Annotated in this window: 16 protein-coding genes and 5 pseudogenes; 10 read left to right on the top strand and 11 right to left on the bottom strand. The window is 69.2% G+C overall.

The features are described 5' to 3' along the window. Positions 1 to 35 precede the first annotated feature (35 nt). From OG878_RS39640 to OG878_RS39630, 3 genes are all read right to left on the bottom strand, one after another. Positions 36 to 473, bottom strand: coding sequence for a hypothetical protein (locus OG878_RS39640; RefSeq protein ID WP_328891593.1), 438 nt, complete (start codon positions 471 to 473; stop codon positions 36 to 38). 123 nt (positions 474 to 596) lie between these two features. Beyond that, on the bottom strand, positions 597 to 2,603 hold the full coding sequence (locus OG878_RS39635) for a HAMP domain-containing sensor histidine kinase (protein ID WP_328891592.1): 2,007 nt from the start codon (positions 2,601 to 2,603) through the stop codon (positions 597 to 599). Further along, entirely contained in the window at positions 2,590 to 3,351 is a 762-nt protein-coding gene (locus OG878_RS39630) for a response regulator transcription factor (protein WP_328891591.1), read from the bottom strand. The genes OG878_RS39635 and OG878_RS39630 overlap by 14 nt, the downstream gene beginning before the upstream one ends. A 266-nt stretch (positions 3,352 to 3,617) precedes the next feature. Here OG878_RS39630 and OG878_RS39625 point away from each other — a divergent pair, with 266 nt between their 5' ends. The 4 genes and pseudogenes from OG878_RS39625 (at position 3,618) to OG878_RS39610 (ending at position 7,904) form a co-directional block, all read left to right on the top strand. After that, the gene (locus OG878_RS39625) at positions 3,618 to 5,216 is read left to right on the top strand and encodes an IS200/IS605 family accessory protein TnpB-related protein (RefSeq protein ID WP_328891590.1); all 1,599 of its coding nucleotides are present in this window, start codon (positions 3,618 to 3,620) and stop codon (positions 5,214 to 5,216) included. 308 nt (positions 5,217 to 5,524) lie between these two features. Next, positions 5,525 to 5,903: pseudogene (locus OG878_RS39620) on the top strand (alpha/beta hydrolase); the annotation flags it as partial. A 277-nt stretch (positions 5,904 to 6,180) separates the two neighbouring features. Further along, positions 6,181 to 6,600, top strand: a complete 420-nt coding sequence (locus OG878_RS39615) for a YciI family protein (RefSeq protein ID WP_267009857.1) — start codon at positions 6,181 to 6,183, stop codon at positions 6,598 to 6,600. Then, positions 6,573 to 7,904 carry an RNA polymerase sigma factor gene (locus tag OG878_RS39610; RefSeq protein ID WP_328891589.1) on the top strand — a complete coding sequence of 444 codons (1,332 nt, stop codon included), beginning with the start codon at positions 6,573 to 6,575 and terminating at the stop codon, positions 7,902 to 7,904. Before OG878_RS39615 ends, OG878_RS39610 begins: the two co-directional genes overlap by 28 nt. 158 nt (positions 7,905 to 8,062) lie before the next feature. On the opposite strand, the gene OG878_RS39605 is transcribed toward OG878_RS39610, so the two are convergent. Beyond that, entirely contained in the window at positions 8,063 to 8,893 is an 831-nt protein-coding gene (locus OG878_RS39605) for a serine hydrolase (protein WP_328891588.1), read from the bottom strand. Positions 8,894 to 9,309: 416 nt separating this feature from the next. Here OG878_RS39605 and OG878_RS39600 point away from each other — a divergent pair, with 416 nt between their 5' ends. Beyond that, positions 9,310 to 10,017, top strand: coding sequence for a Tn3 family transposase (locus OG878_RS39600; protein WP_328891587.1), 708 nt, complete (start codon positions 9,310 to 9,312; stop codon positions 10,015 to 10,017). A 137-nt stretch (positions 10,018 to 10,154) separates the two neighbouring features. On the opposite strand, the gene OG878_RS39595 is transcribed toward OG878_RS39600, so the two are convergent. Beyond that, positions 10,155 to 10,583: a MarR family winged helix-turn-helix transcriptional regulator gene (locus OG878_RS39595; protein ID WP_328891586.1), complete on the bottom strand. Its 429-nt coding sequence runs from the start codon at positions 10,581 to 10,583 to the stop codon at positions 10,155 to 10,157. A gap of 88 nt (positions 10,584 to 10,671) precedes the next feature. Here OG878_RS39595 and OG878_RS39590 point away from each other — a divergent pair, with 88 nt between their 5' ends. Together OG878_RS39590 and OG878_RS39585 are read left to right on the top strand one after the other, a co-directional pair. Continuing rightward, entirely contained in the window at positions 10,672 to 11,316 is a 645-nt protein-coding gene (locus tag OG878_RS39590; protein ID WP_328891585.1) for an MBL fold metallo-hydrolase, read from the top strand. Between the two features lie 90 nt (positions 11,317 to 11,406). Then, a pseudogene (locus OG878_RS39585) lies at positions 11,407 to 11,613 on the top strand (transposase family protein); the annotation flags it as partial. A gap of 169 nt (positions 11,614 to 11,782) precedes the next feature. On the opposite strand, the gene OG878_RS39580 reads toward OG878_RS39585, so the two are convergent. Continuing rightward, entirely contained in the window at positions 11,783 to 13,048 is a 1,266-nt protein-coding gene (locus tag OG878_RS39580; RefSeq protein ID WP_328891584.1) for a hypothetical protein, read from the bottom strand. 64 nt (positions 13,049 to 13,112) lie between these two features. Further along, positions 13,113 to 13,874 (bottom strand): class I SAM-dependent methyltransferase, encoded by a 762-nt coding sequence (locus tag OG878_RS39575; protein ID WP_328891583.1) that lies wholly within the window; start codon positions 13,872 to 13,874, stop codon positions 13,113 to 13,115. A gap of 134 nt (positions 13,875 to 14,008) precedes the next feature. Between OG878_RS39575 and OG878_RS39570 the strand changes: the two are divergent. Further along, a pseudogene (locus OG878_RS39570) lies at positions 14,009 to 14,197 on the top strand (hypothetical protein); the annotation flags it as partial. 119 nt (positions 14,198 to 14,316) lie between these two features. On the opposite strand, the gene OG878_RS39565 reads toward OG878_RS39570, so the two are convergent. Next, a complete protein-coding gene (locus tag OG878_RS39565; RefSeq protein ID WP_328891582.1) occupies positions 14,317 to 15,165 on the bottom strand; it encodes a helix-turn-helix transcriptional regulator in 849 nt (282 codons plus the stop codon). A gap of 137 nt (positions 15,166 to 15,302) precedes the next feature. Between OG878_RS39565 and OG878_RS39560 the strand changes: the two genes are divergently transcribed. Then, the gene (locus tag OG878_RS39560) at positions 15,303 to 16,157 is read left to right on the top strand and encodes an NAD-dependent epimerase/dehydratase family protein (protein WP_328891581.1); all 855 of its coding nucleotides are present in this window, start codon (positions 15,303 to 15,305) and stop codon (positions 16,155 to 16,157) included. Positions 16,158 to 16,598: 441 nt separating this feature from the next. On the opposite strand, the gene OG878_RS42505 is transcribed toward OG878_RS39560, so the two are convergent. The 3 genes and pseudogenes from OG878_RS42505 to OG878_RS39550 form a co-directional block, all read right to left on the bottom strand. Further along, positions 16,599 to 17,021 (bottom strand): helicase associated domain-containing protein, encoded by a 423-nt coding sequence (locus OG878_RS42505; protein WP_443049297.1) that lies wholly within the window; start codon positions 17,019 to 17,021, stop codon positions 16,599 to 16,601. A 1-nt stretch (position 17,022) separates the two neighbouring features. Then, positions 17,023 to 17,215 (bottom strand): annotated as a pseudogene (locus OG878_RS39555) (helix-turn-helix domain-containing protein); the annotation flags it as partial. Positions 17,216 to 17,300: 85 nt separating this feature from the next. Beyond that, positions 17,301 to 17,710: pseudogene (locus OG878_RS39550) on the bottom strand (LysR substrate-binding domain-containing protein); the annotation flags it as partial. Between OG878_RS39550 and OG878_RS39545 the strand changes: the two are divergent. Next, positions 17,698 to 20,313, top strand: a complete 2,616-nt coding sequence (locus tag OG878_RS39545; RefSeq protein ID WP_328891580.1) for a family 20 glycosylhydrolase — start codon at positions 17,698 to 17,700, stop codon at positions 20,311 to 20,313. The pseudogene OG878_RS39550 and the gene OG878_RS39545 sit on opposite strands and share 13 nt — an antisense overlap. The last annotated feature ends 10 nt before the right edge of the window (positions 20,314 to 20,323 follow it).

Below are 20,323 nucleotides of genomic sequence, written 5' to 3'. Positions count from 1 at the left end.
GGCGCCGCCCCTCAGGGCGGCGCCACTGCTGGTGGTCAGCCGTTGCGGTGCGCGGCCGTGCGGCGGCGCAGTACGAGGGTGCCCGCGCCCGCCAGGACGAACGCGGCAGCGGCCGAGCCTGCAAGGGCAGTGGTGTTGTCGCTCGTCGTTCCCAACGGGCGCTCGCCCGCGGCCACCCCGCCACGGGGCTCGGCGGAGTCGCGCTTCGAGGGACGGGCCGGGACCGCACTGGGCCGGTCGCCCGCGGCCACGCCGCCACGGGGCGCCGCCGACGGCGCCCCGCCCCGGGTGGGCTTGCCCGCATCGGTTCCCCTGGCGGGCGCCGGGGCTCGATCGGTGGCGGCCACCGATGGCCTGGGCTTTGCGTCGGAGGCGACCGATGCGACGGCCGTGGCCGACGGGACGAGTACCGCGCCCGCCGCGACAGCGGTCAGGACGGCGGTGCGCAAGGACATTCGGGGACGGTGGGACATACGTGGCTCCAGTTCCAGCCCGGCTTTGGTGGTGCCTGGACGCCGATTCGTACCAGGCGCCGGACATGCCGTCAGCCTGGCGGGACCTTGTGAAGAAGCTGTCAGAGCGCTGTGGTCATCGCATCAGCCCGGATGACCGGTGGACGATTCGCGACGGTCCGCGCCCTCTGGTTGCCGGCCCGGGACCTGCACCGGCTCGCTCGCCGGCCGGCCTGCCGGCAGCCGTAGTGTGAAGACCGAGCCTTCCCCTTGCGTACTCACCGCGCTCGCGCCGCCACCATGCGCCTCGGCGAGCTTCCTGACGATCGCCAGGCCGAGACCACTGCCGCCGGTGCGGCGGGTCCGGGATTTCTCGGCTCGCCAGAAGCGGTCGAAGACGTACGGGAGGTCCTCGGCCGAGATACCGGTTCCCGTGTCGGCGACGTCCACGACCACCTCGTCACCCGACTCGGTGCCGTACGCGCACAGGGTCACGCGTCCCCCCGACGGCGTGTGACGCACCGCGTTGGACACCAGGTTGTCGATGGCCTGCCGCAGTCGCACCGGGTCGGCGGTCAGTTCGGGGGACGGGGATCCGGGCGCCGGCTTGCGTACCGTCAGGGTGACACCGGTCGTTTCGGCCCGGGCCTGGTGCGCCGCGGTGATCTGTCCGAGGAGTTCGAGGATCCGTACCGGCTCCGGGTGCAGACGCAGCGCGCCCGCGTCGGCCGCGGCCAGGTCCTGGAGGTCGTCGATGATGTGCTGCAGCTGGACCGCTTCCTCCAGGAGCGAGGAGATGAACGCCGGCTCGGGGTCGGCCAGGCCGTCCTGTGCGGCTTCCAGCCAGCCGCGGATGTTGCTCAGCGGGGTACGCAGCTCGTGGGCGACATCGCTGACCATCATCTTCCGCTGTTCCTCGAGGCGCGCACGGTGCGCCGTCATGTCGTTGAAGGCTGCGGCCAGGCGCCCGATCTCGTTGTCATCGGCGACCAGTACGGCCGCCGATTCCTCACCGTCCCGCATCCGCTGGGCGGCCCCCGTGAGCGCTCGCAGCGGACGTACGAGCCGGGCCCCGGCCAGCACCGAAGCACCGACGGTGAGGGCGAGGACGAGGGCGGCGACGCCTGCGATCCGAGCAGTGTTCGCCGGTGAGAGGTCGAAACCGGGCACGGTGGCGCCGTTCGCGTCCCCGATGAACAGCAGCGCGGGCGAGGCGACATACGAGCTCAACTGCTCGTGGCGGGCGGTGCCCACGCACGACGCGATGGCCCGGTCGGCGTCACTGCTCCGGACGGCCGGTACGGGTGTGGGGGCGGAGGACCGGCGGACCGGTGCCGCGCTCGGCTCAGGCTTGCTCCCCTGGTCCCAGGCGAGGTCCAGCCGCAGGTGGACGACCGTCCGGCCCTGGCGGTTCAGACAGGCATTGGCCAGCTTGTTGAGCGTACCGAGCGCCTTCTTCTCGGTCCTGGTGGGCTCGTCCAGTGCGTCGGTGCTGCATCTGATGCCCAGGATGCGGTCGGGATCGTTGCCCACGAGCTGGATGCGAGGGCGCCCGCTGGGCCCCTCGACGACGTCCGAGGCGATCCCTACGTCATTGAGACACGACACGACTTCGTCGGCGGCTCGGCGCAACTGCCTACGTTCCGCCGTCGGCAACCGGAACGGCCCGACGGCCCGCGGGTCGACGCGGTCGGCCGCTGTGTCGCTCGTACCGGCGGTCTGCGCCGCGAGCGCGGTGTCCACGGACAGCGGGTCGACGATCGCGGAGGCCTGCGTGGGCAGCGCCGGCGGCGAGGACCCGGCCGCGGAGTCGGCGATGACCTCCCGGTTCTGGGTGGTCAGGGCGATCCGGCGATCCGACCGGCGGGCCAGATCACGCACCGTCGCCCCGACGTCGTCCCATCGGGGGTGGCCCGCCGCGAAGCCGAGCAGTTCGTTGTAGATCCGGGCGTCGGCGGTCAGGTTCTGGCCCTGCTCCTGCTTGATCGCGCCGGAGGTGGTCTGGACGGCGAGCCATGCGGTGGCTGCCACCGAACAGGCCGCCACCAGCACCGATACGGCAAGCAGCCGTCCGAGCAGGCTCTTGCGGAGCGGCAGCCGCTGCGGGTCCCACGGACGGCCACGCCGGTCCTTCCGGCTACGCCGAGGCACGCGGCGCCCTCTTGGCGGCCGGGTCGGTCAGCTTGTAGCCCACACCGAAGACGGTGAGCAGCCGGGTCGGCTTGCGCGGCGCGGGCTCGATCTTCTTGCGCAGGTTCATGATGTGCACGTCTACCGTGCGGTTGCTGATGTACCGGTCGAAGCCGTGCAGTTCCTCCAGGAGCCGCTGTCTGCTGAAGACGCGCTCGGGTTCGGCGGCCATCGCGGCGAGAATACGGAACTCGCCGGGGGTGCACTCCACGTACGCCCCGTCGACCCACACCTCGTACCGGACGGGGTCGACCCGGAGCGCGCCCACGGACAGCACCTCGTCGGTGGCGCCGGTGGCGCCGGTGGCGCCGGTGGCGGGGGGCGCATCGGGTGTCCGGCGGGTTCGGCGCAGGAGCGTACGGACCCGGGCCATCAGCTCACGCGGGCTGTACGGCTTGGTCATGTAGTCGTCGGCGCCGAGGTCGAGGCCGAGCAGCAGATCGTCCTCGGTGGTGCGGGCCGTCAGCATCAGGACGGGCAGTTCCCGGCCCTCGGCACGCAGCACACGCAGCACGTCCAGACCGTCCGCCCGCTCCATCATCACATCGAGAACAAGTAGGTCGGGCTCTTTGTCTTTGTGCCGCACCTCGTCGAGCGCGGCGAGCCCGTCCCCGACGACCGTGACCGCGTGGCCCTCGTGTTCGAGGTAACGGCGTACGAGTTCGGCCTGCTTCTCGTCGTCTTCGGCGACTATCACGTTTGCGCACACGAGGTCGATCGTAGGCGAGTGCGGGGTGCGGTCCGGTGGGCGAGCCCGCGGGATGCCTCCCGCCAGCGGGGTGTTGTCGTGCGGGTCGACGGGGTTGCGAGCTGCTGTCGGTTTGGTGTGCAGAAGTGAGTTGTAGCGCCCGGGAGTGAGTCTGGTGGTGGGCCGGCAGAGATCGAAACGGGGGTTCTGGAGTCGAATGGGTGACCTTGGTGGTGGTTGCTCGTTGTGCTGAGTGGCGGGTGCACGGGTTCTTGGGGGGTGTTGTGGTGGGTGGTGTGCGGGAGTTGGCGGCGTCGTTCGTGGTGCCGGGTCCTTCAGGAGTGGCGGTGCGGGACCGCTTGAAGCACCTCACACCCCAGGACGAGAAGGTCCTGCGATCCGTCGGTGAACACCAGGGCGCGCTCGCCTCCCATGACCTCAAGGCCCGCTGTGCGGATGGTCTGGATCACAGTGCTGATACGTGGGCATCGCGTAAGCGGGAGCTGACGAGGCAGTCGTCGTCGCGGATCGCGGGTGCGATCACCAAGGCCACGCATGATCAGTGGGCGCTGGCGCGCCGTTGCCAGGTGGCGCACATCCAGAACCTGGCGGCCGGGATCAAGACGTTGCGGCACCGGCTGTCCCTCCCGGTCGGGGAACGCGGAACGAAACGTGCGGCGGGTGGCTACCGGTCGAAGAGCGAGTGGTTTTGCAAGTCCCGCCGCCTCGCGGCACTGGAGGCGCGGCACACGGCGGCTGTTGCCGACCGGCAGGCGGGACGGGTGCGTGTGGTGCGGGGCGGCAAGCGTCTCCTCAACACCCGCCACCATCTCGCCGAGGCCCGTCTCACCGAGGACGAGTGGCGGGAGCGGTGGGAGGCGGAGCGCTGGTTTCTTGCTGCGGATGGTGAGTCGGGGAAGCGGTTCGGGAACGAGACGATCCGTGTCACCCCGGACGGCGAGGTCAGCATCAGGCTGCCTGCCCCGCTCGCGCACCTGGCCAACGCCCGGCACGGCCGGTACGTCCTCAGCGCTCGCATCGGGTTCGCGCATCGGGGTGCGGAGTGGGCCGACCGCATCACCGCGAACCGGGCCGTGGCCTACCGCATCCACCTCGATGTGGAGCGCGGACGCTGGTACCTGACCGCCTCCTGGCAGCGCCCCGTCGTGCAGACCATCCCGTTGGAGACCGCCCGGGCCCGGGGCATGATCGGCGTCGACACCAACGCCGACCACTTCGCCGCCTACCGCCTCGACCGGCACGGCAACCCGGTCGGTGACCCGCACCGCTTCGGCTACGACCTGTCCGGTACCGCCGGTCACCGGGACGCGCAGATCCGCCACGCGCTGACCCGGTTGATCAACTGGGCGGTGCGGGTGGGTGTCGCGGCGATCGGGATCGAAGACCTGGACTTCACGGCTGAGAAGACCCGCGAGAAACACGGCCGCCGCAAGCGGTTCAGGCAGCTCATCTCCGGGATGCCGACCGGGAAGCTGAAGGCCCGGCTGGTGTCGATGGCCGCCGAGCACGGCCTGAGCGTTGTCGCGGTCGACCCGGCCTACACCAGCCTGTGGGGTGCCCAGCACTGGCAGAAAAGCCTGACCACCCCACACCGCAGAATGTCCCGTCACGATGCCGCCGGTATCGCGATCGGGCGACGCGCCCTCGGACACCCGGTCCGGCGTCGGACGGCACCGCCCCCACACGACCGGAGTGATCGTGCGGGGCATCGGACCGCCCAGGCCGGACCAGGCGACCGGGGGCGTGAGGGAACCCGCCCACCCACCACGGACCGGCCCCCCAAAGGGCCGTCGCCGAGCGGGAAGCGAAAGCGGGAACCCAGCGCATCCAAAACCGTTCGGGATGCGCCCAGAACACATAGGTGAGTCCAAGACTCACTCATGCACACTGGCTAGGAACGGTACTTCTCGGAACGCAGTAGCCGGACGGTCCCAGCGCGCCTGCCCGCTGATGCTCACCCAGTTGAGACTGGCGTTGGCGCAGAGCTTTCCCGCAACAAAGGCCCAAGGTGTTCGGACAAGTTGCCGGCGGCCAAGCTCGACCGAGGTGGCCGAAGGTCTCAGGCGGAAGCAGGGTCGGCTTCGAGGGCGCGATAAAGGCGTTGGTCCAGATTCCCCCGCGGTCCTGCTCTACGTCGTTCTCCCGGGCTTCCGAGAGTGCCAAGCGCTGGGCGGGCGGCACCGAGGAGTTCTACGTCTCCTACTTCCAGCAGCCGGGCAGGGCCGAGGCAGAGATTGAACCCGACGTCCGCGGCTGGCTCGCGGGCTTCTCCGCCGTCCTGTCCGCCGACACCATGCCCGCACCCGGCGCCCCGGACCCGCACTTCGTCAGCCCTGGCAGTCCACTGCGCGACCGTTTCCTCGCAGCAGCTGCCATCCTGGCTCACCGAGTATGACCTCGACGTTTACCTCGGCGAATTCGAACGTACCGGGATGACAGGGGCCTTGAACCGCTACCGGAACATGAACCAGGACTGGGAGGACCTGGCCGCCTACGCTGGCGCCTCCATCAGGCAGCCGTCACTGTTCATCGGCGGCGGTCTGGGCGCTTCCAGGCCTGCGAAAGAAGCTGCGCGCGTGCAAGGGGGGAGAGAGGGGGCAGTTGTGGCGAAAGAGCATCGTCGGGTGGCTGCGGCGGCTCGATCCCGATCAGCCCGGGACCGGGCTGGCCGGTCGGGGCACCCGGCCTGACCGGACCGACGGGCTGAGCCCCTTGTCGGGGATGAAAAAAAGATTGATCCGTATTCCTCTGTCGTGTCGATCCGCGGCCGCCTCGTTCGACCTTGGAGTGAGAGGGTCCAGAGGCGACCCGATATCAAGGAGTTCGAAGATGGCGAAGTACATGCTGATCATGCGAGGCACGGACGAATCCGTTGCGAAGATGATGGAGACGCCCTTCGAGCAGATGCTCGAGACGGTGGGTCGCTTCAATGAGGAGATGATCCGGGCCGGCGTGCTCGTCGCTGCCGAGGGCCTGGATGACCCGGCCCAGGGCGTGGTGCTCGACTTCAGCGGCGAGACGCCAGTGGTCACCGACGGCCCGTACGGTGAGACGAAGGAGCTGTTCGGCGGCTTCTACGTGATCGACGTGGCTTCGAAGGAGGAGGCGGTCGAGTGGGCCAAGCGACTCCCAGCGGTTGCCGGCTCGAAGTGCGAGATCCGCCGCGTGCCGGGCATCGACGAGTTCCCGCAGGACAACGAGTGGATCATCAAGGAGCGGGCGTGGCGCGAGCGGACCGGCCAGCTCTGACACCCGCGGCCACCGGCGGCCCGCTGAGCACCGAATCGGTGCGGCGGGCCGTCGAGGCCGTCTGGCGGATCGAGTCCGCACGGATCATCGGTGCGCTCGCCCGCTTCACCGGGGACTTCGACCTCGCCGAGGACGTCGCGCAGGAGGCGGTGGCGGAGGCGCTCGTCACCTGGGCGCGCGACGGTGAGCCGGCGAACCCGGTGAACTGGCTGCTCGTGACCGCGCGGCGGCGCGCCATCGACGGCTTCCGCCGACGGTCGGCACTCGACGAGCGGTACGCCATGCTCGCCGGCCAGCTAGTCGAGGGCGAGGCGAACTCGGGCGCGGCAGCCCCGAGGGGCTTGTCGGACGACCTGCCGTGGGATCCCGACCGGGTCGACGACGACGTTCTCGCGCTGATGCTTGTGGCCTGCCATCCGGTGCTCTCGCCGGAGGCCCGCGTGGCCCTGACGCTGCGCGTGGTCGGCGGCCTGGCGAGCGAGGAAATCGCCCGGGCATTCCTCGTGCCCGTGTCGACGGTTCAGGCACGGATCACGCGGGCGAAGAAGACGATCGCCGCGGCGGGAGTGCCGTTCGAGCTGCCGCCGGCCGAGGAACGGCGCGAGCGGCTCGGCGGTCTCCTGAGCGTGCTCTACGTGATCTTCACGGAAGGCTCGACGGCGACGGCCGGTGACCACCTGCTTCGTCCCGATCTCGCGTACGAGGCGATCCGGCTGGCCCGGATGCTGGCCGCCTTGCTGCCCGATGAGCCGGAGGTGCACGGGCTGCTTGCCCTGTTCGAGCTCACGGCCGCACGCTTTCCCGCACGCACCGGGCCCGATGGCGAGGCGGTGCTCCTGGAGGATCAGGACCGGCGTCTGTGGGACCGGTCGGCGATCCGTCGCGGTCTGGCCGCGATCGGCAGAGCCTCGGCTGTCGGGCGCGGCCTTGGCCCGTACGGACTGCAGGCAGCAATAGCCGCCTGCCACGCGTCGGCATCCTCGGTTTCGGAGACCGACTGGGAGCGTGTCGTGCTCCTTTATGAGGCGCTCGGTCGTGTGGCTCCGTCACCCGTGGTCGAGCTCAACCGGGCTGTCGCTGTCGCGATGGCGAATGGACCACAGCGGGCGCTGTCTGTTGTGGACGAACTGGTCGCCTCCGGCCGCCTGTCGGGGTCGTACCTGCTCCCGAGCGTGCGCGGCGAGCTACTTGTCCGGCTCGGCCGGACCGCTGAGGCACGGGTCGAGCTGGAGCTCGCCGCCCGGCTGTGCCGCAACGTCCGTGAGCGGTCGGTGCTGCTGCGCAAGGCGGCTGCGCTGGCGTGATATCGGGCCGCCTCCGTCCGGGCAGGTGCACCGCGGTGCCGGCGGCTGGCGCACCCGGCCAGCGATGTACGCGCGCAATGGCACGACCTGGCGCAGAGCTTTCCCGAAGGCGAATTCGATAGTCGGCGAAAGAAATACCCTTGGAGAATTGCACGGGGCTACGCAGTCACGTAATTGCGCAGCTCGTTACCAATCGCGCGCATCGCAGCCAGGACTGCGTCCCGCGTCGGACCTTCATCGTGCTTCTCATTCCACCTTGCGATAACGGCATACGATGCAGCCGACCGGGGGGCGGTGATGTAGCCGACATCGGCTCGTACGCCAGAATCCGTCCCCGTCTTGTTCCGCAACACAAGATTGCGGTCACTGTCCAAGTGGGCGAGCGGGTCAATTCCCAGTGCGGATGCAACCATTGAAAGATCGGCGTTGAGACCCATCCATCTGTCCATCGTGGCGGATACCTCAGGAGAGATCAAATTCTCTCCCCGGACGGCATCCATGAAGCCGGACAACTCCTCTGCAGATCCAACCGACAAGCATGGGGGATGATCGTCACCCCTCTCATTCCGAACCCGATCCAGAAGTGACGTCGACTTCAGTCCGAGTTCAATGGCCAGCTGATGAATCCGCGGAAGGCCAATGCGTTCAAGGAGGATATTGGTGGCGTAATTGTCACTCACGCTGGCCACGAGAACGACGAGGTCCTCGACCGGGAGGGACTTCTGCGTGAGGTACTGAAGAATTCCTGAGTTCTTGACGGCGACGGATGGGTTCCGACTCAGAAGGTCGTCACGCGCGATCGAACCCTTCTCGTACTGGAGCGCCACCTCCGTCATGAGGAACAGTTTCCCGACGCTGGCCGTGGGGAGCGGAACTTCAGCGTCCAACTCGGCAAGTACGTGCCCCTGAGCGTCACGTAGACAGACTGACCAGGAGACGTTTGGGATGCTTGCTGCATCAATAACCACTTGTTGCAAAATGTCACTCATCGGCATATCCATCACATCTAGTCGTTACTCAGGCTGACTCTTCCGCCAGTTCCCAGTGCGTGACTCGGGAAGTCGCGAGCGTGGGGCGTCACGGTAGCGTCCACTGCGCGGGTTGTCCGGCGTGATGCTCAGCGGATGCTATCAGGCTGCAGATCTATTATCTGGGAGTGGGAAGTGTCCTGGTTCGACTACGTCGAATCCTTTGGAGTCATCGGCGCGCTGGGCGTGGGAGCGTTTCTGTCTCGTCGATTGGTCTTAGAGCGGAAACTTCGAGATGAGGATCGGCGTACCGAGCGGGCCCTTGAGCTGTATCGAGATTTTGGGTTGAAGGCGACGCTGCGAACGCCTTTCATCGATTCTCGAACCTGCTCCGGACCACAGGATCGGAGAATCACGGAGGGGCGACCTGGCACGTCATGGAAGACAAGGGTTTTTCGCCTGGCGCGCTACTGCGTCCGGAACCGGGAATCGATACGCCTTTCGCGGACTTCTATCGAATGCTGTGGTTCTTCGAGAGAGTGGAAATGAATATCCGCTTCAATCTCGTCGATGCTTCTGTATTCTTTGAGGCCTCTGGCTTCCATTGCTGGTGGTGGAGTCAGTTAGGTAGGAAGGTGCATGGCCCCAAGGCCACCGCTGCACTGCATAAATTGGCGACAGAAGCCACAGAGCGGGCCAAGGGAAACGGGAAGCTGGAGCAGTGGCCCTCCCATTGCCCGCAGGATTTCGACGATCCCTCGCCCTCCTGGGACTCACATAACGACAACCCGACTACGCCGAAGCCCTGGGGCTTACATGACCACGGAGCGGGATCCCGCCGAGACTCTGCCCACGGGCCTACTCGCCCGGCGGAACCCGAACGAAGCCCTCGGTCCAATGACGTTTTCGGCAAGGGCAACGTCAACACGCTGGTGATGCAGGAGGTCCTAGCCGATCCAAAGTGGGCCGACATGCTCACCGATGCGGACCGCCGGGCGCTGTCACCATTGTTCTGGTCCCATGTGAATCCATGCGGCAGGTTCGAGCTTGACATGAACAGCCGTCTCGACCTGGACCTGTCCATCTGGGGGACGGCGCCTGGCCAGCGCACCCCGCAGGGGGAGGCAGCCGCGGCCTCGGCGTGACACCGCGGCTCCGGGCCTGGCCAGAACCGTGTTGAAGACGGCGTTGCCCGGGATGCTTCAGCGTCCCGGGCAACGTGTGTGAGCGGCAGCGGCGGACCTACCGGGAAGCCGGGCGGCTTCAGGAGAGATCGCTACGGTCAGGGGCGGATCTGGGTGCTGAGGCGTTGCAGCAGTTCGATACCGCGTCGGAGTTCCCCGCGCTCGTGCGCGGTGAGCTCCGCCTCGATGGCGTTTTCCAGTACGTCGGCGCGAGAGCGGCGGTCCTCGTCCAGGGCGGTGCGGCCGGGTGCGGTGATGTGCACCAGCAGTTTGCGGCCGTCGGTGGGATGGGCTTCGGTGGCGACGAGTCCGGCCGCGGTCAGGTCCTTGACCGTTTTGGCGGCTGACTGGTGGCGGACCCCGCGTGCCTGGGCCAGTTCGGCGATGCTCTGCGGGCCGTCTCGGTCGAGGAGTCCGAGGACGGCGCCTTCGGCAGCGGGCATCGAGTCGGCGCTCTGCTTCGTCCTGCGGACCAGCTGTCCTACGGCTCTGCGGAGGTCCTCGGCCAGCTGGCGGCTCTGTGTCATACGGGCAGCCTACAGGAAATATCTACAATCAAGTTGTACAGCTTGATTGGATATATTGACTCCTTCTGCACAGCGAGAGAGGCACCCCATGCGGCTCACCAAGTTCGGCCACGCCTGCGTCCAGGTCGAGCAGGACGATCGGCGTCTGGTCATCGACCCCGGCGGCCTGACCGACCCGACCGCCCTGCACGGCGTCTCCGCCGTCCTGGTCACCCACGAGCACTTCGACCACTTCTCCGAGGCCGCGCTGCGTGCCGCCGTCGAGGCCGACCCCAGCCTGGAGATCTGGACGAACACCGCGGTGGCCGCGCAACTGGACGGCCTGGGCAGCCGCGTGCACCGGGTCGGCGAGGGCGACGCCTTCACCGCCGCCGGCTTCGAGGTCCAGGTCCACGGCACCTGGCACGCCGTGATCCACCCTGACATCCCGCGCATCACCAACATCGGCTTTCTCATCGACAGCGCGCTCTTCCACCCCGGCGACGCGCTGACCGTCCCCGACCAGCCGGGCCTGGACACCCTGCTCCTGCCGGTCCACGCACCCTGGTCCACCGTCGGCCACCTTGTCGACTACGTACGCGAAGTCGCCCCCAAGCGCACCTACGCGATCCACGACGGCGCCCTTAACGACACCGGGATCGCGATGATCGCCGGACTGCTCGGCGAACACGGCCCCGGCATCGGCGCCCCCTACACCCGGCTGGCCGCCGGAGACACCGTGGCAGTGAGCTGAAAGACACCCCAACCTGCCTCTTATGAGATGGTGCGTGATTGCGGGTGAGGTGTTCTGGCTGGTGGGCGGCATGATCCAGATGTGTCGATCATGCTCAATGGGACGGTTCTTGCGCATCAGGTGTTCACGGGGGCCTCTCGTGGGCATCTCGCTTCTCTGGTTGAGGAGTTGGCTGGTCCGTGGCAGGCCGTGGTCGAGGGGCGTCGTCACGAAGCCCGTGGCGGGGCCAGGAAGCGCGAGGCCGGAGCCGGTGTCCGGCATCGGCTGGTGTTCGTCGACCGGCTCGTGGCCACGTTGACGGTCTGCTCGTTCTCCCCGCATCCGCGGTGATGGTCCCCTGGCCACCCTGGCCAAAGAAGCCGTGGAGTGCTGCTCGCCGCACTGGAATGGTCGGTGTGGCCGAGATCGTCATAAGGGGCAGGGAGCGCCTGGCAGTGCTGCGGCTACGCCCCGGCATGCTGGTCGTTCAGATCAAACTCTGTTCAGCATGCACCCCGACGGCCCGCAGCAGCCGGACCGCCGCGACCCGCTGGTGGCGCGGACGGTTCTCGGCCAAGAACCCGCGCAGCAGTTCCTGCGGTACGCGGTCGGCCCACGGCAACAGAGCCGTGGTCGCCTGCCGGACCACCGCGGCCGACGGGTCCTCCAGGAGCGGTCGTACGTCGTCGACGCGCACCGCTTCCAGCGCCCGCAGTCCCGCCACCGCGCAGGCGCGCACCCCGGGTACCGGGTGCGCGAGGAGTGCCCGGACCAGGTCCGTGTCCTCGCGCACCCCGCACTCGCCGAGGCCCACCGCGGCGGCGGGCCGGGCTGCGGGGTCGGCGCACAGCGCGCGGTACAGCGGCGCCGGGTCGGTGCCGCCCTGCCGCAGCACCCACCGGGCGCACGCCCGCACCATGGCGGACCGGTCGGTGAGGTACGGCTCGGCGTCGGCGTGCCGCCCGGCCCGGCGTAGCGCGGTTACCCCCGCCGACCTGACCCGGGGCTGCCGGGACCCGAGCAGCGGCACCACGACCTCGGTGAACCCGTCGAAAGTGCCCTCGCCGAGGGCGGCTACAGCGGCTTCGGAGCACAGGTCCTGCACCACGACGTCGCGGTGGCGGACGGCGGTCCCAGCGAGCCGCGCCGCGGGGAGCAGCCGCCGCTCGACGGCGACGCGGTGCGCGAGGCGGGCCGCGGCCCGGTCGCCGCTGTCAAGCAGCGCCTCCGCCTGCGCGGCCGGGCCCGCGCGCAGCGCCCCGGTCAGCAGCTCCTGGGCGAAGCCGCCCCGGGAGCGGCGGCCGACTCGCAGGATCAGCGCGGCGTGCGCGGCAAGCCGGTGCGGGGGCGCCTCGGCCAGGAGCGCGCGGGCCCGTTCGCGTACCTGCCCCACCCAGTCCGCGCAGCGGATGACGACCAGCGCAAGCAGCGCGGGCCGCCCCTCGGCGTGACCCAGTGCGGCCTCGCGGATCCTGCCGTCGTGGTGGCACAGGGCGAGGGCGAGTTCGGCGTCGCCGGGCACCCGGAGCCAGGTGGCGGTGGGCAGCGATGCATCCGGGTCCCAGCTCAGCCGCCGCCCGGACGGCGACGCGTTCGAGTGGAACAGCTCCGGCCGCTGCCAGGCCAGTTCGCGTACCCCGAAGTCAAGGCCGATCCAGGACTCCGGGTCTGTCACATCGAGCGCCTGGTCCAGGGCAACTCCGGCGGCCAGTCGCCTGATGGCCTCATACGACCTGTCTTCACTGGTCAGCATGGGTGAAGCCTAGGGAGTATCTTCAAAGTCCCGTCTGCCCGGCGCTGTGTGGTGCGCACGCTCCCTAGGACATTCCGCGAGGGACGGGCTCCGCGGTACCGCGCCTCGCCACGAACACGAACTCCCTGCCCGGCCGGTCGGGTGCGTCGCGTACGTCCTCGACGACTAAGCCGTGCTCATACAAGTCCCGCTCGATCTCCGTACGTTCGCGGAAGCGAAGTATCGATTCCGAGGTCAGTACGTCCCCGTCCGCGAACACGTGCGTACCCCGGAAGCTCACCAGCGGCAGGCTCACGTCCGTCAACTCGGCCCAGGTCTCGACGTGGCCGACGCCCGGAATGTCCGTCATGCGGTACGTGGTCTCGCGCGTCCACTCCGCCCACTCCTCCCACACGCGCTGCGCCGGATCGCGCGTCTCGAAGACAAGCCGCCCACCGGGCCGCAGCGCCTCGTACGCACCGCGCAGTGTCGTACGCCACGCCTGCGGATCGGCGATCGCCTGGGCGACGTTCCCGGTCATCGTCACCAGGTCGATCTGCATGGGTGGCAGGTCCCCCGCGTCGCCGTCGAGCCAGCGCACCCGCTCCGCGCCCGGCTTGCCACGCGCGACGTCGACGGACGCCCGCGCGGGATCGATCCCGGTGACCGTAATCCCGCGCTCGGCGAGCAGCAGCGCGAACACGCCCGTACCGCACCCGATGTCCAGCACAGACCGCGCCCCGAACTCCTCCGCCATCGCGAGATACGCGTCGAGATCGCTGCGGTCCGGATCGAGTGGGTCGTAGATCGCGGCGAGGCGCGGATGCCCGAAAGTTGCGTCTACCATGGATGCGAACGTATGTGGCCCCGAGCCCGCGCGGCCACTGCCTTTTCGGGTGACGGCACCAAGCGGGCGCGGCGAAGTGCGCCGCTGATCCCGGCGCCCCCATCGGGCACGGCCGTACCGAAGCGGATCTCGGCCAGGCCGACAGTGCCCGCTTCACAGGCCTCGATGCCGACATCACGGTCGGCCGTCTGAACGGTCCCGGCGAGATCAGCACGCAGAAGGGTGACCTGAACATCACCGAGGCCGTGCTCGGCACGCTCACGCTGAGCACCCAGATGGGCGACATCACCGTCGGTGCCGCCCGCGGAGTCTTCGCCTGTCTGGTCTGCCTGCCTGTGCCGGTGGGATTCGTCGTGCCGCTGTCGGCACCAGATGGCGCGGAGTTCGGGATCGCGGGCGATGTGTGGTGGGCAGGGAGCGAACTCGGAAGGCGCGCACGCGGTCAGGGGGTCGTTGGCGTGAGGTCCTGCAAGCCCACCACCCGCAGCAACTGCAAGCGCTTGTACGACTCCGTGCCCGGGCGGGCCGTGTGGATGACGAGCCGCTGGTTGTGGTCGGAGTTGATGAGGATCTCGCAGTCGAGTTCGAGGATGCCGATCGTAGGGTGCCTGAAGCGTTTCGTGGCGGCGCGGCGTACGGCGACCTCGTGTTCGTCCCAGAGGTGGGCGAACTCCTTGCTTGCGGCACACAGTTCGGCGACGAGGGCGGCGGGTTCGGGGTCCGTGGGGCGGGCCGAGGCCACCGCTCGCAGGCCGGCGACCTGCTCGCGGGCGCGCTCCGGGCGGTCCTCGGACGGGAACAGCTCCTGGGCCGCCGGGTCCAGGAAGAAGCGGCGGATCATGTTGCGTTCTCGGGGCGGGCGGGCGAGAGCGTCTCCGCTCAGTGCCCGCGACAGCGCGTTCTGGGCCAGGACCTCGCCGCAGTCGGTCGCCACCATCGCCGGGGTGTCGTACAGCCGGTCCAGCACCAGGAGCAGGCCCGGGAGCACGTGCGTGCTGGTTGCCTCCCGGCGCGGCGGCTCTTCACCGGTGAGGTGGAAGAGGTGGTCGCGTTCGTCCTCCGTCAGGCGCAGGGCGCGGGCCAGCGCGGTGAGCATTTGGCGGGAGGGGCGCGGCCCCCGGGACTGTTCCAACCGCGTGTAGTAGTCCACGGACATGCCGGCCAGCTGGGCCACCTCCTCGCGGCGCAGCCCCGGCGTACGGCGGCGGGCGCCGGCCGTCAGACCCACGTCGGAGGGGTCCAGGCGGGCACGAGCGCGGCGCAGGAAGTCGGCGAGTTCGGCTCGGTTCACCTTGCCAGGGTGCGGGATGCGGGCCGGCTTATCCAGGGACTCCCGATCCCCTGATGAAGAGGTCTCTCCCGGTCGTCCCCGCATCCGCCGAGGCTGGTCATCAACGACAGGCGACACAGTGCGTTAAGGAGCACATCATGCTGACCTTGGTGACCGGTACGACGGGACAAGTTGGACGCCGCTTCGTGCCGAGGCTGCTGGCCCAGCGACAGCCGGGCGAGCAGGTGCGAGTCCTGGTGCGGGACGCGGCCCGCGGCGAGCGCTTCGCAGAGCTGGGCGCCCAGGCCGCCGTAGGAGATATGCGCGACGAGGAGGCACTCGGCAAGGCACTCGCCGGCGTGGACGCCGTCGTAAACGTCGCCGCCGCCTTCCGCGGGGTGCCGGACGAGGAGGCGTGGGCCGTCAACCGGGACGCCGCGGTGGCCCTGGGCCGCGCCGCCCAGACCTCCGGCGTGGAGCGGTTCGTGCAGGTCAGCACGAACAATGTGTACGGCCTCGGACGGGGCCGCCCGCTGACCGAGGAGGACGAGAGTCGGCCGGGCGGCGCGATGTGGGGCGCCTACCCCGAGTCCAAGGCCGAGGCCGAGCGCGAACTGCTCGCGCTCAAGAGCCTGGACGTACGTATCGGGCGGCTCCCCTTCGTCTACGGCGAGGGCGATCCGCACCTGGCCAACTCCTTGCATTGGGCCGCCCGCTGGGCGCCGCACCAGCGCCTGCAGATGGCCCACCACGCTGACGTCGCCCAGGGCCTGATGCGTCTGCTGTACGCGCCGGGTATCGCCGGCCGGATCTACAACATCGCCGATGACGCTCCCGTCACGACGGTCGAGTTGTACCAGCTCAACGGCGTCGAGGTGCCCAACGGAGTCCACGAGCTCACGGACCCCGACCCGTGGTTCGGGATCGTGTCCAACCAGCGGATCCGCCGGGAGCTCGGCTTCCGGCCGATCTACCCGAGCGTCTGGACGGCCCGGGATGCCGGAGCCCTGTGACGGTCACTGCGCCGGGTCAGCCCACCCTTGTGATCCGCCCAGCCGGCATCCGTCTGCGGGGCGTAGGGGCGGTGACATCGCCTCTGCTTCACGTGCTGCTGGTGACAGGTGGCGCACCGTATCGGTGACAACCACCGTGCTTCGCCCGACTGGAGCCGCAGTTCAGCGGATGCCGGTGGTGACACCTATCGTGCTTCGGCTCACCGAACCGCCGATGGTCCGGGGCTCGCTCGCGTATCTGCGGGGGGTCGGATGTTCATGCACGCGTGCCGTGTTCAACGACGCCGCCCCGCCTACTGGTCACCACAGCGGCAAAGCGACGCTTACGGCGCGGTGAGGCCGCGGGTCACTCAGCGGGGCGGCCTCCAGCGGGTGAACACGCACTGGTCGGGGCCGGCATGGATTCCGAAGGGCAGCCCGATTCGTTCGAGAAGGAATCCCTCACCGGGGGAGTGGACGGTGTATCCGCAGTCCTTGCAGAAGGCGCCCAGGTCCCGGTCGGTCTCGAAGGTAGTACGAGCGCTGCCACTGCACCGACCAGGGGACGTTCCACCACAGGTCCAAAACCGTCAGCGCCCGGACACGGTCCGGCGACAGCGCCCAGGCCCTGGTTTGCACATTGTGCAGCAATTCCCCGAGCCGGAAGGACCCCGTCATGGTGTCCTTCTGGACAGCAAGGTTCCCGTGTTCGCGCACGTACTGGCCCGCATGCGCCAGGCCGGCCGTGAAGGACTCATCCGACTGCCGGTTGTGCCCCCGCCGTCTCTCGCCCTCCACCTTCTGCCCGCCGGTCCCGACGGACGTCCGCGCGGCGAGTTCGTCTACCAGCGGGCGCAGACGGTGTGCCGGAGCGACCGTCCACATCCGGCCTCTGGTCCAGCGTCCTGACGACCAGGGCTTCGACCTGCTCGTCCGTGATCTTCCGCGGCGCCCCCGAACGGGCAGGTCCACCAGGCCCTCCAGCCGGTCCGCAACAAACCGCGCCCGCCACTTGCTACCTGCGCGTTCGACCGGCCCTCCGCACAGGCCAGCACGATACGGAGCTCCGTGGCGAGGGCGAGCGCGATGGGAGTCGGTCAGCGCGGGGCGCTTGGTCGGGGGCCATGGCCGGTCATGTTCGCGAGGGCAGCCGAAGGCGGTCGGTCAGCAGTCGTGGAAGGGCAGTGGACCGAGGTTGTCCCGTGTGCGCTGCGGTTGGGGGGCTCTTGCGCCGCCTGGCGGAGGTGCTCAGCGAGTGTCGCGGTTGCTGTCGAGGTGGCGCGGTCTGTGACACCCCAGGCGAGCAGACGGTGGCGGCGGGCCCAGCGCTCCTGGAGTTCGCATACCTCCAGGCTCTGTCGGGGGTCGATGGCCCGGCGCGGGACGACTGCGAGTCCGGCGCCGGCTGCGGCCAGGGAGATGAGGACGCCGAGGTCGGTGACGGTGGTGCGGTGGCGCACCACGGGGGCGTGGGGTCCCAGGTGCTTTTCGATCCAGCGGCGCAGCGAGGAGTCGGCGTCGAGGCCGACGAGCGGGTGTTCGGCGGCCTCGCGGTAGGTGAGTGCGGTCCGCCCTCGGCGGTGAGACGCTGCCCGTCGTCCTGGGAAGCGCCCCCAAGCCCGGCGACATTTTCGTCACGGCGGACGGCGACGGCGCGGGCGAAGGCTTCCGGATCGACGTGACCGAGCAGTCGATCGCGCTCAGCGGCGACGGGCCGACCGGCACGTTCTATGCGGAGCAGTCGGTCGAACAGATCCTGAAGACCGCCCCGGACCACGCTTCCGTCCCGGTCGGCAACAGCGAGGACGCCCCGGCGCAGCGCGAACGCGGCCTGATGATCGACACCGCGCGCAAGTACTGGTCGATTGCGTCCATCAAGCAACTGATCCGCCAGCTGGCCTGGACGAAGCTCAACACCCTCCACTGGCACTTCACCGACGCGGAGTTCTTCCGGCTGGACCTCCCGGGCTACCCCGGACTCGCGGCAGACAAGTCCTACTCGCCTGACGATGTGCGCGCTGTTCAGGACTACGCGGCCCGCTACCACGTCACCATCCTTCCCGAGTTCGACATTCCTGCGCATGCCACGGCGATGACCGACTACCGGCCGAGCCTGCGCTGGGACTGCCCGTCGATGAACTCGATGATTAGCCCCGGACGGATCGATCCCGGCTTCACAGTCGACATCACCAAGCCGGCGAACGTCGCCTGGCTCGACGGCCTGGTCGAGAACATCACGAAGCTGTTCGACTCACCGGTCATCCATCTCGGCGGCGACGAGACGCCGCAGACCGCCCTCCAGGAGCAGTGCCCCGAGCTGGCCGACTACGCCGCGACCCGCGGCTTCCAGAAGACCGAGGACGTCTTCCTCGCCTACGCGAACCACCTCGACGACCTGCTTGCCCGGCACGGCAAGCGGATGCAGATCTGGGGCTGGTGGCCACAGGCCGGCGGCAGCGGTTCCGTAACGGTCAACAAGGACGTACGCATCCAAGCCTGGCTCGGCGATGAGGACTACTTCATCGACCAGGGCTACGACGTGGTCGTCAGCAACGAACACTCCCGGCTGTACGTCGTCCCCTCGTACGCCCCGGGCACGGCGAACGGCACCTACATCCCGGACGACAACGCCCTCTACTCCGCGTACACCCTCCCGGAATCCGATCGCGTGCGTGGCGTCGAAATGGCCCAGTGGGGCGACCGCGCTTACACCATGACCGACGCGTACATGCTCTCCTACCTCCGGCGACCACTTCAGGTCCTCGCCTCCACCGCGTGGGGCAGCCCCCGCATGGGCAACTACCTCGACTACGAGGTGTACGCCGACGCCGTCGGCACTGCGCCCGGCGTCCCCGAGACGGCCGATCCGGACGCTCGCCCGGTCAGCGGTGTCGCGTTCGGGCCCGACGGGGCGCAGGCCGCCTTCGATGGTGATCCCGCGACCGCGTTCGCCTCGGCCACTGCAGGCGTGAGCGCCGGCCTCGATCTCGGCGCCGACGGCGCTGTGCGGCCGGCCGCGGTGCGACTGCTACCGCGTAGCAACTCCTCGGCCGACCTGGCCTCACTGGTCGGCGGCACCGTGCAGGGCTGCACCGACGGACCGGACAGCGGCTGCCGCACCCTGACGACCGTGGAATGGACACCGACCCGCGACTGGATCACGCTGCCCATCGACGCCCCCGAGCACTACCGGTGGCTGCGGTTCACCGGCGCACCCTCGGCGAAGCCAGTGCTGGCGGAGCTGCAGTTCCTGGCCACGCCCACGAATGTACAACTCACCGTGCAGGCCCCCGAGACGCTCCGGCCCGGCCATGACAACACCGTCAGCGCCGTGATCACCAACAACTCCGGCCGTGCGCTGCCGCATGTCACGGTGTGGCTCTCGGCGCACCACCTCCTCAACAGCGCACCGCTGTCCGGCACGCCGCTCACCCTGTCCACCGCCGTCCCGCCCCGGCAGAGCCGCACGGTGCACTTCCGGGTCAGCCCGGACACAGACCTTACGCCGGGCAGCTACCGGTTCACGGCCGCGGCCGACTACGACGCGCACAACCGCATACACGCCACCGCGCTCAGCGAGGTGCCGCTGCGCTCGCTGTCCCAGGCTTACGACAACATCGCCGTCACCGATGACGGCAACCCCCAGCCCGGCAACATCGACGGAGCCCTGTCCAGCTACTCGGCCCAGGGACTCGCCGTGGCCGGCGTCAGGGCCGGCGGGCAGGTGCAGGCGGGCGGGTTCGCCTTCACCCTGCCCGAGAGGTTCGCCGGCACCGAGGACAACGCCATCGCCCACAGCCAGGTGATCCCGCTCTGCGGAAGCGCCTCGCGGGTCGGACTGCTCGTCACCGGGACGTACGCACCGGCCGACGGTTTGACCGGCACGGTCACCCTCTCGTACACGGACGGCACGACCAGTACAACCACGATCACCGTGCCCGACTGGGCGACGACCACCCCACCGGCCGGGACGGTCGTCGCCGCCGACGGCGGCAAGGCCAACGGCCAAGGACGAGCCCAGATCAGCCGCACCGCGAAGCTCTACGCAATCGGCGTCGACGCCGACCCGGACAAGCAGCTCGCCTCGGTCACCCTGCCCGCCGGGCCCCGGTATCTGCGCGCCAAGGCTCCGATGATCCACGTCTTCGCCATCGCCACAGCAAGGCAGGCCGGCTGAACGGCCTGCG

Source organism: Streptomyces sp. NBC_00316 (assembly GCF_036158715.1).
Taxonomy (GTDB): Bacteria; Actinomycetota; Actinomycetes; order Streptomycetales; family Streptomycetaceae; genus Streptomyces.
The sequence above is the reverse complement of the archived record's forward strand: the minus strand, read 5'-3'. Positions and strand labels throughout refer to the sequence as shown.